17 protein-coding genes and 1 pseudogene are annotated in these 12,889 nt (G+C 60.1%); 7 read left to right on the forward strand and 11 right to left on the reverse strand.

Features of this window, described 5'->3' with window-relative positions; genetic code table 11:
• Window positions 1–164: 164 nt before the first annotated feature.
• The gene (locus FHT75_RS04265) at window positions 165–548 is read left to right on the forward strand and encodes a VOC family protein (protein ID WP_028757503.1); all 384 of its coding nucleotides are present in this window, start codon (window positions 165–167) and stop codon (window positions 546–548) included.
• A gap of 173 nt (window positions 549–721) precedes the next feature.
• Here FHT75_RS04265 and FHT75_RS04270 read toward each other — a convergent pair whose 3' ends face one another.
• Both FHT75_RS04270 and FHT75_RS04275 read right to left on the reverse strand, forming a co-directional pair.
• Entirely contained in the window at window positions 722–895 is a 174-nt protein-coding gene (locus FHT75_RS04270; protein WP_168333141.1) for a hypothetical protein, read from the reverse strand.
• Window positions 896–1,141: 246 nt separating this feature from the next.
• Entirely contained in the window at window positions 1,142–2,353 is a 1,212-nt protein-coding gene (locus FHT75_RS04275; protein ID WP_183844653.1) for an argininosuccinate synthase, read from the reverse strand.
• Window positions 2,354–2,481: 128 nt separating this feature from the next.
• Here FHT75_RS04275 and FHT75_RS04280 point away from each other — a divergent pair, with 128 nt between their 5' ends.
• Window positions 2,482–2,949, forward strand: a complete 468-nt coding sequence (locus FHT75_RS04280; protein WP_028757501.1) for an Lrp/AsnC family transcriptional regulator — start codon at window positions 2,482–2,484, stop codon at window positions 2,947–2,949.
• A gap of 17 nt (window positions 2,950–2,966) precedes the next feature.
• Here the strand turns inward: FHT75_RS04280 and FHT75_RS04285 are convergent, their stop codons facing one another.
• On the reverse strand, window positions 2,967–3,329 hold the full coding sequence (locus tag FHT75_RS04285; protein WP_028757500.1) for a hypothetical protein: 363 nt from the start codon (window positions 3,327–3,329) through the stop codon (window positions 2,967–2,969).
• A gap of 117 nt (window positions 3,330–3,446) precedes the next feature.
• The gene (locus FHT75_RS04290) at window positions 3,447–4,286 is read right to left on the reverse strand and encodes an SDR family oxidoreductase (RefSeq protein ID WP_028757499.1); all 840 of its coding nucleotides are present in this window, start codon (window positions 4,284–4,286) and stop codon (window positions 3,447–3,449) included.
• A gap of 131 nt (window positions 4,287–4,417) precedes the next feature.
• Between FHT75_RS04290 and FHT75_RS04295 the strand changes: the two genes are divergently transcribed.
• Window positions 4,418–4,795 carry a winged helix-turn-helix transcriptional regulator gene (locus FHT75_RS04295; protein WP_028758907.1) on the forward strand — a complete coding sequence of 126 codons (378 nt, stop codon included), beginning with the start codon at window positions 4,418–4,420 and terminating at the stop codon, window positions 4,793–4,795.
• Between the two features lie 36 nt (window positions 4,796–4,831).
• Window positions 4,832–5,649, forward strand: a pseudogene (locus FHT75_RS04300) (class I SAM-dependent methyltransferase).
• Window positions 5,650–5,665: 16 nt separating this feature from the next.
• Here the strand turns inward: FHT75_RS04300 and FHT75_RS04305 are convergent.
• Complete coding sequence (locus FHT75_RS04305; RefSeq protein ID WP_029868411.1) at window positions 5,666–6,478, reverse strand: hypothetical protein; 813 nt, start codon at window positions 6,476–6,478, stop codon at window positions 5,666–5,668.
• Window positions 6,479–6,622: 144 nt separating this feature from the next.
• Between FHT75_RS04305 and FHT75_RS04310 the strand changes: the two genes are divergently transcribed.
• Entirely contained in the window at window positions 6,623–7,498 is an 876-nt protein-coding gene (locus FHT75_RS04310) for a helix-turn-helix domain-containing GNAT family N-acetyltransferase (RefSeq protein ID WP_029868412.1), read from the forward strand.
• Window positions 7,499–7,600: 102 nt separating this feature from the next.
• Here FHT75_RS04310 and FHT75_RS04315 read toward each other — a convergent pair whose 3' ends face one another.
• Window positions 7,601–7,804, reverse strand: a complete 204-nt coding sequence (locus FHT75_RS04315) for a hypothetical protein (RefSeq protein WP_029868413.1) — start codon at window positions 7,802–7,804, stop codon at window positions 7,601–7,603.
• A gap of 200 nt (window positions 7,805–8,004) precedes the next feature.
• Window positions 8,005–8,646 (reverse strand): dihydrofolate reductase family protein, encoded by a 642-nt coding sequence (locus FHT75_RS04320; protein ID WP_029868414.1) that lies wholly within the window; start codon window positions 8,644–8,646, stop codon window positions 8,005–8,007.
• A 90-nt stretch (window positions 8,647–8,736) separates the two neighbouring features.
• On the opposite strand from FHT75_RS04320, the gene FHT75_RS04325 reads away from it, so the two are divergent.
• The gene (locus FHT75_RS04325; RefSeq protein WP_028827836.1) at window positions 8,737–9,258 is read left to right on the forward strand and encodes a winged helix-turn-helix transcriptional regulator; all 522 of its coding nucleotides are present in this window, start codon (window positions 8,737–8,739) and stop codon (window positions 9,256–9,258) included.
• A gap of 15 nt (window positions 9,259–9,273) precedes the next feature.
• Here FHT75_RS04325 and FHT75_RS04330 read toward each other — a convergent pair whose 3' ends face one another.
• Genes FHT75_RS04330 through FHT75_RS04340 form a run of 3 tightly spaced genes read right to left on the reverse strand, consistent with a single transcriptional unit; the run spans window position 9,274 to window position 11,896 of the window.
• Window positions 9,274–10,077 (reverse strand): ABC transporter permease, encoded by an 804-nt coding sequence (locus FHT75_RS04330; protein ID WP_029868232.1) that lies wholly within the window; start codon window positions 10,075–10,077, stop codon window positions 9,274–9,276.
• Between the two features lie 2 nt (window positions 10,078–10,079).
• Window positions 10,080–10,880, reverse strand: a complete 801-nt coding sequence (locus FHT75_RS04335) for an ABC transporter permease (protein WP_029868233.1) — start codon at window positions 10,878–10,880, stop codon at window positions 10,080–10,082.
• Window positions 10,877–11,896, reverse strand: coding sequence for an ATP-binding cassette domain-containing protein (locus FHT75_RS04340; protein ID WP_028756070.1), 1,020 nt, complete (start codon window positions 11,894–11,896; stop codon window positions 10,877–10,879). Before FHT75_RS04340 ends, FHT75_RS04335 begins: the two co-directional genes overlap by 4 nt.
• Before the next feature lie 158 nt (window positions 11,897–12,054).
• Between FHT75_RS04340 and FHT75_RS04345 the strand changes: the two genes are divergently transcribed.
• Complete coding sequence (locus FHT75_RS04345; RefSeq protein ID WP_183844650.1) at window positions 12,055–12,597, forward strand: NADPH-dependent FMN reductase; 543 nt, start codon at window positions 12,055–12,057, stop codon at window positions 12,595–12,597.
• A gap of 19 nt (window positions 12,598–12,616) precedes the next feature.
• On the opposite strand, the gene FHT75_RS04350 is transcribed toward FHT75_RS04345, so the two are convergent.
• Complete coding sequence (locus FHT75_RS04350; RefSeq protein ID WP_164735916.1) at window positions 12,617–12,763, reverse strand: hypothetical protein; 147 nt, start codon at window positions 12,761–12,763, stop codon at window positions 12,617–12,619.
• Window positions 12,764–12,889 lie beyond the last annotated feature (126 nt).

Raw genomic sequence — 12,889 nt, forward strand, 5'->3', positions numbered from 1 at the left:
AGGTTTCATCGCCATCGGCGAAGTGCAGAATAGGAGTTTTTGCGGACACGGCAATCACCGTCTGCCGCGATGATTTTTCGCAAGACTGCCCGTAGTTGTTCTTGTTATGTTCGTGTATGCGCGATATGAAACCTGCATGATCCTGCAACAGGGAAGGGAAGGTGATGAGCGTTTATGCAACCCTCGGCGCAATCGATTTCGACAAATCGAACGCCTTTTACGATGCCGCTCTGGCAACGATCGGATGGAGCAAACATAAGGAATTTCCCGGATGGCGAGCCTATTCCGAAGGCGGGAAAGGCGAAGGTTTTATTCTGTGGGTCTGCAAGCCCTTCAATGGGGAGCAGGCAAGCGCCGGAAACGGCTCGATGGTTGGTTTCATGGCCCAGTCCCGCGCCGAAGTAGACGCTTTCTACGAAGCTGCGATGAGCAATTCGGGAACGGATGAGGGCGCACCTGGTCTACGTCCGCATTACGGGCCGAACTGGTATTCCGCTTACATGCGTGACCCGGCTGGGAACAAGGTTGCTGTCGTCTACGACGGCTGAGGTCATCCCGATTTCCGCTCTCCGATGTCTCGGAGAATGTTCATATTTCCCCTAACATGGGGATCGGTACCGCAGGCGTCCGACAGGCAAGAAGCGGCGTTGCGTGTGTTCTTCGAGGCGATCCTACGGATCGCCCCTCAGGATGAGGGAGTTGGAGAATGCCGCCCCGATCCCTACCAGGCGGTACGGGCGGTGCCGAGCGCGGTCGTATGAGAGGATGAGACGTGGGCGACGTTGGCTTTGAGCGACACGACGCAATTTCCCGGAACGCTTAGCTTGTGCAACATCAAGTGTTTCAGCAATGTCTCCGGGTCGCGCTTTTCGGTCAGCGGAAATGTCACAGTCATGCGAGTTCTCCAACGAATAAACTGAGCATCCACAAAAATTAATGTCTAAATTCTTTTGCGATGCAACAAGAAAATTTTAACGATAAAATTAAAATCGATTAATTTTCGAGCTGCTGTTTTTAGATCGTTTGAAATTGGGTTCCTCGCTTCTCCGTGGTTTTGACTGCTTCGGCCCGCCGCGGGGGAAGGTGCCGTCAATGTGGGCATTGACCTATCGGCCCATCAGGCTGACGTAAGATCGAGCGGTCATCTGCCGTTGCGGGCTGCCCAGCTCTTGAGCCGCAAGCCATTGAGCCTGATGAAGCCTTCGGCATCATGGTGATCGTAAGCGACGGCGCTTTCCTCGAAGGTGACGAGGTCGGAGGAATAGAGTGAGCAAGGGGAGGTGCGAGAGATAACCGAGGCGCTTCCCTTGTAAAGCCTTACCGCCACTTCGCCGCTGACGAAGGCCTGGCTCCGGTCGATCAGGGCCTGCAGCATTTCCCGCTCGGGCGCGAACCAGAAGCCGTTATAGATCAGCTCGGCGTAGCGGGGCATGATCTCATCCTTCAGATGCGCGGCGGCGCGATCGAGCGTGATCGATTCAATGCCGCGATGCGCCGAAAGCAGGATCGTACCTCCCGGCGTCTCGTATATTCCTCTCGACTTCATGCCGATGAAGCGGTTTTCGACCAGATCGAGCCGCCCGACGCCATGCCGGCCGCCCAGTCCGTTGAGTTCGGTCAGCAATGCGGCCGGTGTCATCGCCGTGCCGTTCAGGGAAACCGGATCCCCTGCCTCGAAACCGATGGTGATGATCTCGGGGGCATCGGGAGCATCGACGGGGTCGACCGTGCGCTGATAGATATAATCGGGCGCGACTTGCGCCGGATCTTCGAGAATCTTGCCTTCGGTCGAGGTGTGCAGCAGATTGGCATCGGTCGAGAATGGCGCCTCGCCGCGTTTGTCGCTTGGCACCGGGATCTGATGATTCTCGGCATATTCGAGAAGCTGGGTGCGGGAGCGGATGTTCCATTGGCGCCAGGGAGCAATGACCTTAAGCGACGGATCGAGCGCATTGACGGCCAGTTCGAACCGGATCTGGTCGTTGCCCTTGCCTGTTGCACCGTGGGCAACGGCATCCGCGCCGACTTCCCCGGCTATGCCGACCAGATGCTTGGCGATCAGTGGCCGGGCGATGGAACTGCCGAGCAGATACTGCCCCTCATAGAGCGTGTTGGCCCGCAGCATCGGAAAGACGAAATCGCGGACGAACTCTTCACGCAGATCGAGGATGCGGATGTCCTTGACCCCCGACATCGCAGCCTTGGCTCGCGCCGGCTCGAGCTCCTCGCCCTGGCCGAGATCGGCCGTGAACGTCACGACCTCGCACTCATAGACCTCCTGCAACCATTTGAGAATGATCGATGTATCCAGCCCGCCCGAATAAGCGAGCACGATTTTCTCTATCTTTTTCACCATCAGTCCATCTCCGATTTAATGAGAAGAACGATAGGCCAGTTCGCACGCAATGAGCTTTCAAAGCTTCTTCAAAATTGCAAAAGTTTGGCATATTCTGCCATTCAGAGAATAGCTGGAGCTATGAAATGCCAGGAACGTTGGACCCGATCGATCGCCATATCCTGCGCGTGCTTCAGCGTGACGGGCGTATTTCGAACGTCGATCTGGCGAGGGAGGTCGGGCTGTCGCCTTCGCCGTGCCTGCGACGGGTGCGGCTGCTGGAAGAGGCCGGGATCATCGATCGCTACGTCGCCGTGCTGGACCCTGCCAAGATCGGGGCTGGGCTGACGGTTTTTGCCCGCGTGTGGTTCAAGACCCAGGACGCCGAGGTGACGCTCCGCTTCGGAGAAGCCGTGAGGCGCTTTCCCGAGGTGATGGAATGCTACCTGACCACAGGGGAATGCGATGCCGTGCTTCGGATCGTCACCGCCGATCTGCACAGCTACTGGCGTTTTCAGGCCGACCACCTGACTCGTATTCCGAGCGTGCTCAGCGTCAAGACCGACGTGCCGATGGAAACGCTGAAGCGGAGCTACGAACTGCCGTTGCGATAGGCGTCGTGGCTCGATCCTTATCCCGGGGCGTTCCGCTTCCTTGTCAGCCAGATGAGGCCTGTGACCAGGAGCAGGATCATTACGGCATGGGTGACGTAATCGAGCCTGGTTTGCGGGCCGACGCCGACGGCGATGGTGAAGGCGCCGACGAGAGTGCCGAGGAGGGCGAAGGACTGGGCCGAGATCGCAGCCGCGCGGCTCCACGGTCGGTCAAGGCTGAGCGCGGTCAGGCCGAGAAGGAGGACGGCTGATATCACTGCTTCGGCAATCATCGCCTGCCGGTGTTCATGGCCTTCGAGGACGAGCCCGGCGTGGGTGAGCGAGGCAACGGCATAAAGACAGGTTTCAACCAGGAAGAGGATCGCGATGGCTGGACGCATGGCATGGCTCCCTGGGGAATGTCGTCTGGGGCGGCTGCAGCGGCGATTGCCGGACTTCCTTTTATCATTGCATGGAGGGCAGACGGCGGACACCGCCGTCTGCGACTTTGTTTGCACTTATGCCTTCAGTGCCGCGGCATAATCTGCCGCGTAAGTCTTCAGCGAACGCGGCGCCTTGCCCGTCAGCGTCTCGACATCGCCGGTCACGGCGGCGGTCCAGCCCTGGCGAACCGGATAGAAGATCGAAGCGAGGAAGCTCGCATAGTCGGCCGGCACGCCAGCGCCGGTGAGAATGCCGACGAAGGCTTCGTCCGTGATGGCGTTGTAAGCAACGGGCTTGCCGATGACGTCGGAAAGGATGACGGCGGCCTCAGCGTAGGACAGGGCTTCCGGCCCAGTCAGGTTGAACGCCCTGTCGTCGAAGGCTGAGGAGGTGAGGGCGGCCACGGCGCTTGCCGCGATGTCGCGGGCGTCGATGAAGCTCGACTTGCCCTCGGCCGCCGGAAGCGCGATCTGGCCATGGTCGATGCCGGCCTTCCAGAAGGTATGAAAATTGTCGGCGAACCAGTTCGGACGCAGGATGACGTAGGGTGTTCCTGATTTCTCCAGGGCGATCTCGACTTGGCGATAGGGGATGGAGTCGTCGGCGTCGACGCCGAAAACGCTCTGGAACACGACCTTTACCTTGCGGCTGGCCGCCGCTTCGATGATGGGCAGCAGCAGACCCTTGGCATCGACATAGCCGGAAGGCAGAAGCACATGGGCGCGGTCGACGCCCTCGAAGGCCGGGCCATGGGTTTCCGGCTTGCCATGGTCGAAGACGACGCCCTCGGCGCCCGCCACGGGCTTGCCCGTGCGGGAAGCGGCCTTGACAGCCTCGCCCTTCGCCAGAAGCCCATCCACCACATGCTTGCCGACGGTACCCGTCGCGCCGAGAACGAGAATCTTGTTGCTCATGTCACTCTCCTTGGTATCTATTGGAAACTATCTTACTATTGGATAGATACAGGTAAATACGGATTGGAAAAGAGAGCACTTTTTTGTCACCTGGTTTCCTCCGGGAAACCGCTTCGGGAAGGGAAAAGCAGATGACGGCGATGCAACAGGCCTACAACGTCTATGAGGACCGCTGCCCGACGCGGCTGGTGCTGGACCGGCTGGCGGACAAATGGGCGCTGCTCATTCTCGACCGGCTGGAAGGCGGGCCGGTGCGTTTCAACCACATCCGCCGCGATATCAAGGGTATATCGCAGAAGGTTCTGGCCCAGACGCTGCGGAAGCTGGAGCGCAACGGGCTGATCTCTCGCACCATCTTTCCGACCGTGCCGGTGACCGTCGAATATGCGCTGACGCCGCTGGGGCGCACCCTGACGGATACCGTTTCCGCTCTTGCCCACTGGGCCGAGAAGAATATGGATGCCATTTTTGCGGCACAACGCGCCTATGACGAAACCCACCCCGTTTGATAGCCTGGCTGCCGCATAATTCAAAGGACGCTGTAGATGGAGTCCGCGATGGAAACGGTAAAGCTCGACCGTCGGTTTGGCCGCGAAGCGTTTGGGAATGATCCTGCCAATTATCACCGCGGGCGGCCGCCTTATCCGCAAGCGACATGGACGGCCTTGCGCGAGCGCGCCGGTCTCAAGGCCGGCATCGACATATTGGAGATCGGCGCCGGTTCAGGGTTGGCGACCAGGACGTTGCTCGGCCACCGGCCGCGCAGGCTCGTTGCCGTCGAGCCTGATGGCCGGCTTGCGGACTACCTTCGCGCCTCGATCGACGACGCGCGTCTTGATATCGTGACGGCTCCTTTCGAGACCGCGGATCTCGAGCCTGCCTCCTTCGATCTCGTCGCCGCTGCGACGGCCTTCCATTGGCTTGACCCGATCAATTCGCTGAAAAAGATCCATGATCTGCTCCGGCCGGGCGGAGCCATCGCCCTGTGGTGGAATGTCTTTGGCGATGCCGGCCGGATGCCTTCCACGACGAAACCCTTCATCTCTTCGCGAATAGCCCGTCCAGCCCGTCGAGCGGCGATGCCGAACGGCTGCCTCACGGGCTGGACGCCGAGGCCCGTGTCGGGGAACTGGCCGCCACTGGCTTCACTGCCGACGCACCGCAATTTCTCCCGTGGACGCTGACGCTCGATCCGCCAGCCGTTCGCAGGCTTTACGCGACTTTTTCCAACGTGACTGCACTGCCGTCGGTGGAGCGTGGCGCACTGCTCGATGCCCTGGAAGACATCGCCGCATCCAGGTTCGGCGGACACGTCGAACGCAATATGACGACGGCGATCTATACGGCGCGCCGGCATTCTTGACGGGTCGGCGAGAGGATCATTCGACCTGGATGTGAATATGGTCGTCGTGGCGGGCGGCGCGGCAGCCTTGAAAGCGGATATGGCTGTCGGTGAACCCAAGCGTGTTCTTGAGATGCGGCTCGATGAAGATCTTCTGCAGGCCGAAGCGCGCCACGCCTTCGCTGGTCAGCCAGGCGATCGCGGCCGATGTGCGCTGTTCCTCGATGCGATAGGCCGGAAACAGAGGCTGCAGCGCATTGAAGTCCCAACGGGTGGTGAGCCAGTCATGACGCCCTTCGCATGGCAGTTCGTCACCGGGATTCGGTTGCTCGAAGGCGAAATAGCCGATCGGCGAGCGGGTGACGCCATTCAGGAAGGCGCCGTCCGCATCCTTGTAATAATAGGCGAAGTCGAGTTTTTTCCCGTCGGAATGCGACAGATGCGGAAGCAGCGGAAAGCCATTCATGAAGGGAAAATTCGCATCTAGCGCGACGGTGACGGTGCCTGGGAATTGCTTGTCCATATGGACGGCAAGCGCCTTTGCCAGATCGCGCACGTCTGGGGTGACGTAGTTGCGGTTCAGCAGACAATAGATCGGAGAGCGGACCACGAGCCGGTCCGCGGCACTGGCGACACAGGAGAGGGGAACCCGTCCGAACATCGGTGCGGCAAGGTTCGCGGCGAATGTCGCGCCGGCATAACAAATCAGGAAAATCGCAAGCTTCGCCGGAAATCGCCGTATGTCGAAGATGCGCGATGCGGCGAGAGCGATAAGATAGGCGATGCCGCCGATCTCAGTCAGTAACGTCAGGATGAGGGCGATCAGGAGATGAAGGGCAAAACGGAACACTGAGAGGCCTTGCGGAATGTTGCATTTCCATAGGTGAGGCGATGGTGTTGCGCAAGGTGGCCGTCAGCCGGCGACCGGCCGGAAAATCTGCTCTTTGAGTGCGCAGAATTGACATGATCAATTACCTGACCTAAGTCAGATAATATGGCTTTCGATCCTGTCTCTCGTGTCCGTCGCTTCAACCGTGCCGTCACCTCGGAAGTCGGCGCTCTCGATACCTCTTTCCTCGGACGTGGCCGCCCTTTGGGCGCAGCTCGCGTTCTCAATGCGATCGGCAAGGGCCAATCGGACGTTGCGATGATCCGCGATTATCTCGGTCTCGACTCGGGTCTGATGAGCCGACTGCTGCGCAGTCTGGAAGAGGAGGGGCTCATCGAGACGGTCGCGAACTCGGAGGATGCGCGCCGCCGTATTGTCCGGCTGACCGAAAGCGGCCGTTCCGAGTTTCGGGCTTATGAAGCGCTTTCCAACACGCAGGCTCAATCTTTTCTGGCACGCCATCGCCGCCCGGAAGAGCTCCTGCGCGCCATGGATATCGTCGCTTCCTCGCTCAGGCGTGACCACATCATTCTCGAGGAGCAAGATCCTCGACACGAGGACGCCAGATATTGTCTGAGTGAATATTACGGCGAACTTGCACGCCGCTTCGAGAAGGGTTTCGATGTCTCGCTTTCTCGCGATCCCGACGCCAAGGATATGATCCGCCCGCACGGCGCGTTCCTAGTGGCCATCTCAGATGGCCTGCCGATCGGCTGTGTCGGATTGAAGGGCAGTGGCGGCGAAGTCGCGGAGATCAAAAGACTGTGGGTCGCCCCCTCCGCGCGTGGCCTCGGGCTGGCAAAACACCTGATGACGGCTGCCGAGACCATCGCCCGCGAGCTGTCCGTCAAGATCCTGCGTCTGGATACGAATAGTGCGCTGCCTGAGGCAACACAGCTTTATCGCGGAACCGGCTGGAACGAGATCGACCGTTTCAACGACGACCCGTACCCTGACACGTTCTTTGAAAAACGTCTTTAGCTAAGCAAATTCGATCGAGCTGTGCGCCTGCCTCGCGCTTCGAGACCCGTCGCAGCGTTGCTCCTTGCATCTCTCCGGGACGGGTTCGATGGATCGATAATCCTACCGGTGATCCAGCTGCTTCGACAGCTCGGTAAAAAGCCTGTTGCGGTCGCTGTTCATCTGGATGAGATCGACGGCGACGGTGATGGCGCGGTGTCCTTCGATGCTGTCGATGTCTAGTTTCCTCTCGCAGCACCATTGCCGAACAGCATCGGTGACAGTGATGATTTCATCATCGTTAAGGGAAATGAGTGACAGGAGCATTTCCGTGCCCTCCATGAAATGGCAAGAGCACGTATGATCTCTCAAGCGGTCTCGCCGATGTCCGATGGGCCGATGCCCTTTATTTTACGCTCATTCGGGAGCAATGCCACAGCTTTCTTAACACGGTTTGGTCTCGGACCTGGGAACGATTCAGGCAGGCGACCGTCAGAGCGGCGCCTGCCAGGATGGTTTCGGCTCGTTTATTTTGCCATCACGATATGGGTGGCGTGTTCGGTCGTCACATGCTCGACGACGCGGAAGCCCAGCGCCGGGAGGTCGATGCCGGTGAACATCGCTTCGCCCTTGCCGAGCACAACAGGCGAGATGGCGAAATGCAATTCGTCGATCAGGCCGGCCTGCAGATATTGGCGGACTGTGCTGACGCCGCCGCCGATTTTCACATCCTTGCCGCCAGCCGCGGCCTTCGCCTTGGCAAGCGCTTCCTCGATGCCGCCGGTGACGAAGTGAAACGTCGTCCCGCCTTCCATGACGATGGGTTCGCGGGGGTGATGTGTCAGGATAAAGGTCGGTGCGTGATAAGGCGGGTTCGGCCCCCACCAGCCTTTCCAGGCGTCATCCGGCCAATCGCCGCGGATGGGGCCGAACATGTTGCGCCCGAGAATGAAGGCGCCGAAATCGGCCATGCCGCGGGCGGCATAATTTTCATCGACGCCTTCAGAACCGCCGTCCTTTCCGATCATCGCGCGGAAGGTGCGGGTGCGGAAAAACCATTCAAACAGTTCCGTTCCCCGCTTGCCCAGCGGATCGCTCAGGCTCTGCTCCGGCCCGGCGCCGAAACCATCCACGGAAAGGGAAAACGCTGCGACACGCACTTTGGTCATGCTTTCCTCCATCTGATTGCTGTTTGAAACTGGTTGCTTTGTTGCATAAGTGATCCTATATTGCAACCAGTTTTTCGAAGGAGAGAATTGGTGGATATCGAACTGCGGTCGGGCTGCCCGATCAACCTGACGATGGAAGTGCTGGGCGATCGGTGGAGCCTCATCATCATCAGGGACATCATGTTTGGCAACCGCCGTCATTTCCGCGAGCTTCTGACCCATTCGGAGGAGGGGATCGCCTCCAACATACTGGCCGCCAGGTTGAAGCGTCTGCTCTCGCTAGGATTCATCAGCAAGCGGGACGATCCGAGCCACAGCCAGAAAGCAATCTACAGCCTGACGGAGCCGGCGATCCAGCTCGTGCCCGTCTTCGCGATGATCGGCGCCTGGGGACGCCGCCATCTGCCGGTGAGCGAGGAACTGAGCATCCGCGCGCAGCTTCTTGAAGAAGGCGGACCGCCGCTTTGGGACGCGTTCATGGAGGATCTCCGGCAGATCCATATCGTCGATCCGATCGGCGGCGCCAATGGCACCTGCACCTCACCGGTGCTGGCGAAGCTGACCGCGGCATTCCTCGAGGTCCGCGCGAGATCGTCGGCGCAGGCGTCCTGACGCCGGCTGGCCCGATCAGCCGCCGGCACCCTGATATTTGCCGGTGGCGTACCGCCAGTGAGCGATTGCCATCAAGACCCAGATCGGCCCGGCCACAAGCGACACCGGCTCGGCCCAGCCCCCGAGGATCGGGATGGGCTTGCCGAGCAGGGCGCCGACGGGAACGGAACTGGTGAGGGCCAGCGGGACTGCGGTTATGAGGATGAGCTGTATGCCGCCAGGAAAAATATTGAGCGGGTAGCGGGTCAACTCCCAAAAGCCGAAGAAGATCGAGAACAAATGGTTGGACCGCACCCAGATCAGCGCGGTGGCGCCGATCATGGTGATGAGCGCACCCGTCAGCAGCGTTGCGCTGACAAGCGCAGCAATGAAGAATGACGCGGACCAGACCGACCAAACGAAGTCGATCGACAGAACTGCCCAGGCCATCAGCGCCGCTGCGAGGATGATGTGACCGGCGTAGCCGATATTGAGGCCGGAAAAGACCAGATAGGCCCAAGGGCTGAAAGGTTTTACCAGCAGCGTGTCGTAAGTGCCGAGCCGCACCAGTTCTTCGAGCTCGCGCAACTGCACGAAGCTCATCGCAGCGCCGAGCGAATAGGCCAGCAGTTGGAAGCTGAACAACAGTGCAAGCTCCGGCCAGGTCCAGCCGCCGAGCGTGTCGAAGCGGGCAAGCAGGATTCCGATGGTGGCGAAGACGCTGCCATAGGAGAGTATCTGCGCAAGACGGTCGAGCCAGAAAGCGCCGCGATATTCCATCTTGGAGCGGACGTGCATCCGCACCAGCAGCGGCAGGACGCGCAGGTGATGCATCAGCATGATCAACCTCCCTGCACGGTGATACGGCTGGAGGCGCGGCGCCACAGCCAAAGGACGCCGGCGAGGAACAAGGCGGCCCAGCCGAGCCCCAGGCCGAGATGAAACCAGATCTCGGGCGTGGAAAGCCTGCCGAGATAGACGGCATTGGGGTAATAGACGATCCAGGCAAAGGGCAGGTGGCGGGCAATCATGGCCAGAGGTTCGGGGAAGAACCAGAAGGGCACCAGCACGCCTGAGAACAGTTGCAGCAGGGCGCCCAGGATCCAGTCCAGCGAGAAGCTGGTCATCAGCCAGAAAGCGACGAGGCCGAAAAGCGCTGATATCAGGAACAGCAGCGCAAAGGACAGCGCCCAGAAGGCGATGAACATCACGGCATGGAACGGGCTTACGGGCGGCAGCATGCCGTAAAACAAGGCGGTGAAGGCGACGGTCGGGATGACCTGCGTTGCCAGGCGGTAGAGAAAGCTGCCGCATTCGTTGGCGAAGAGGTAGAGAGGATAAGACAAGGGCTTGAGTAACCAGATCGCGACATCGCCTGTCTTGAGCGACCGGCCGATCTCGCCGATGATCCTTTCTGGGCGGGTTGCGCCCATCACGGCGCCGCCGAGCAGGGCATAGGTCACCATCTGCTGCAGGGAGACCCCCTCGACCACGATTGCGCCGACGCCGGCATAGGCCGCCTGCCAGATGGCGACACGCGCAAAGACCTGCACGAGTTTGCCGAAGATGTTGGCCCATACTTCGTTGCGGTAGGCGAGTTGCGAATGGAACGAACTGCGCGCAAAGGCGAAATAGGCGCTCATGATGCCCGGGCCTTGGCATTGCTACGCTGGTCGGCGTTGCGGCGCTGGTAGAAGGTGCGGATGACCTCTTCGATGTCGGGCTCATGCAGCGCCACGTCCTTGAGGCCGCGCCCGCTGCCGACCTCCGACAGGATTGCGACCAGCGAGATGTCTTCACGCTCGATGAGATAGTTCTTGCGCAGGCCCTCGTCGCTGACGAGGGCCGCGGTGCGCAACGGCAGCGGTCCAGGGTCGCTGGCAAATTCAAGCGTCAGCCGCCGGGCAGAGCCCAATGCCGCACGCAGGCTCCTCAACTCGCCGTCGAAGATGAGCCTGCTATGATCGACCATGATCAGCCGCGGGCAGATGGTTTCGATATCCTGAAGGTCATGGGTGGTGAGAATGATGGTGACGCCGCGCTCGCGGTTGATCTCGGCGAGGAAGCGCCGCACCGCATCCTTGGCGACCACATCAAGCCCGATTGTGGGTTCGTCGAGAAAGAGGATCTTGGGATCGTGCAGCAGCGACATGACGATCTCGGCGCGCATGCGCTGGCCGAGGCTGAGCTGGCGCACCGCGCGGTCGAGAAAGGGCGTGAGATCGAGCAATTCGCTGAATCGCCGGAGATTGTCCGCGTAGCGGGCGGCTGGGATATCATAGATGCGCTGGTGCAAGGTAAAACTGTCGACCAGCGGCAGATCCCACCACAGCTGGCTGCGCTGGCCAAAAACAACTCCGATCTCGCGCGCATTGTCCATCCGCTTGAGATGCGGCGTGCGTCCGAGCACCGAGAGCGTGCCGGCACTCGGCACCAGAATGCCGGTCATCATTTTGATCATCGTGGATTTGCCGGCACCATTGGGGCCGAGATAACCAACGGCCTCGCCTGCCGTGATGTCGAAACCAATGTCGGAAACGGCCAGAACTTCGGTATATTCGTTGGTCACCAACGTCTTCAGGGCGCCCAGCAGGCCCGGAAATCTCTTGTGCTGCCGGAAGCGTTTGCTGACGCCCCGTGCCTCGATCAAAGCCGTCATGTGTATTTCCTCGAGGGTAATTCCCGCCGATTCGGCAGCGGTACTCAGGCTAACGCGAGGCTTGGCTAGTTCAAGCAAAAGTCGCTTTTTTGGCGTTACTCAATCGATCCTAGCCTTTTGCGTTGACAGCCATGATCGATCGATTCCTGTTAGGGGCCATGAAGATTCTCGCCATATCCGGCAGCGCCCGGCGCAATTCCACCAATACATCAATGCTGCGGGCGGTGCGCGCCGTTGCGCCAGATGAGATCGAAATTGCGATCTTCGATGGCGTGGGAGGTTTGCCGGTATTTTCGCCCGATCTCGAGGGGGAATTTCTGCCGGTGGCGGTGCGGGATTTCATCGAGGCGATCGCTCAGAGCGACGGGGTGATCATTGCCAGCCCGGAATATGTGCGATCCATGCCCGGCGGGCTGAAGAATGCGATCGACTGGCTGGTATCGGGAGATGAGATCGTCCATAAGCCGATCGCGCTGCTGCACGCATCGCATCGCGGCGACGACATGCTGGCCGGTCTTCGCACGATCCTTGCGACCATCACCGACCGGTTCGCCGGCGATATTTTCCTCCGGCTTCCTCTGATGAAACTGGAGCCGGCCGATGTGCTCAGGACCGTCGAAACCGCGGAGAACCGTTCCAGGGTGCAAGCCTATCTTCAGGCGTTCTCGGCCTATTGCATGGCAGGCAGCGAGACCGCCTGAGGTTCGCTCGCTCGCACGCTCATCGCACCTCCATCAGGAGACCGCTCTCGAAGGCTGCCTTTTCGTGAAGCGTGTGCAGTATCACGAGGGGCGCTGCGAGCAGCGCGGCGAGGAGGAAGGCGGAAAGGAAGTGTCTCGTCAGGAGACGTAGGATAGGTCGGATCATCTTGATCTCCAGCTGCCGCGAATATTCTTTGTGCTGGACTTCAACAATTGCAGCAGCATGACCGGCTGCCTTGCAAGCTCCGCAATGCTGCCGCAACCCTTGTGGCGGAGAGAGGGGTGAGCGAGA

Origin of the sequence: Rhizobium sp. BK112 (assembly GCF_014193215.1) — a bacterium.
In the GTDB taxonomy this organism is placed as follows: domain Bacteria; phylum Pseudomonadota; class Alphaproteobacteria; order Rhizobiales; family Rhizobiaceae; genus Rhizobium; species Rhizobium anhuiense.

Excerpts from the sequence above, each read along its gene's own strand:
- FHT75_RS04265 (WP_028757503.1), top strand. The coding sequence starts at position 165 with ATGAGCGTTTATGCAACCCTCGGCGCAATCGATTTCGACAAATCGAAC.
- FHT75_RS04350 (WP_164735916.1), bottom strand. The coding sequence starts at position 12,763 with ATGATCCGACCTATCCTACGTCTCCTGACGAGACACTTCCTTTCCGCC.
- FHT75_RS04285 (WP_028757500.1), bottom strand. The coding sequence starts at position 3,329 with ATGCGTCCAGCCATCGCGATCCTCTTCCTGGTTGAAACCTGTCTTTAT.
- FHT75_RS04345 (WP_183844650.1), top strand. The coding sequence starts at position 12,055 with ATGAAGATTCTCGCCATATCCGGCAGCGCCCGGCGCAATTCCACCAAT.
- FHT75_RS04295 (WP_028758907.1), top strand. The coding sequence starts at position 4,418 with ATGACGGCGATGCAACAGGCCTACAACGTCTATGAGGACCGCTGCCCG.
- FHT75_RS04270 (WP_168333141.1), bottom strand. The coding sequence starts at position 895 with ATGACTGTGACATTTCCGCTGACCGAAAAGCGCGACCCGGAGACATTG.
- FHT75_RS04280 (WP_028757501.1), top strand. The coding sequence starts at position 2,482 with ATGCCAGGAACGTTGGACCCGATCGATCGCCATATCCTGCGCGTGCTT.
- FHT75_RS04310 (WP_029868412.1), top strand. The coding sequence starts at position 6,623 with ATGGCTTTCGATCCTGTCTCTCGTGTCCGTCGCTTCAACCGTGCCGTC.
- FHT75_RS04320 (WP_029868414.1), bottom strand. The coding sequence starts at position 8,646 with ATGACCAAAGTGCGTGTCGCAGCGTTTTCCCTTTCCGTGGATGGTTTC.
- FHT75_RS04340 (WP_028756070.1), bottom strand. The coding sequence starts at position 11,896 with ATGACGGCTTTGATCGAGGCACGGGGCGTCAGCAAACGCTTCCGGCAG.
- FHT75_RS04315 (WP_029868413.1), bottom strand. The coding sequence starts at position 7,804 with ATGCTCCTGTCACTCATTTCCCTTAACGATGATGAAATCATCACTGTC.
- FHT75_RS04330 (WP_029868232.1), bottom strand. The coding sequence starts at position 10,077 with ATGCTGATGCATCACCTGCGCGTCCTGCCGCTGCTGGTGCGGATGCAC.
- FHT75_RS04290 (WP_028757499.1), bottom strand. The coding sequence starts at position 4,286 with ATGAGCAACAAGATTCTCGTTCTCGGCGCGACGGGTACCGTCGGCAAG.
- FHT75_RS04335 (WP_029868233.1), bottom strand. The coding sequence starts at position 10,880 with ATGAGCGCCTATTTCGCCTTTGCGCGCAGTTCGTTCCATTCGCAACTC.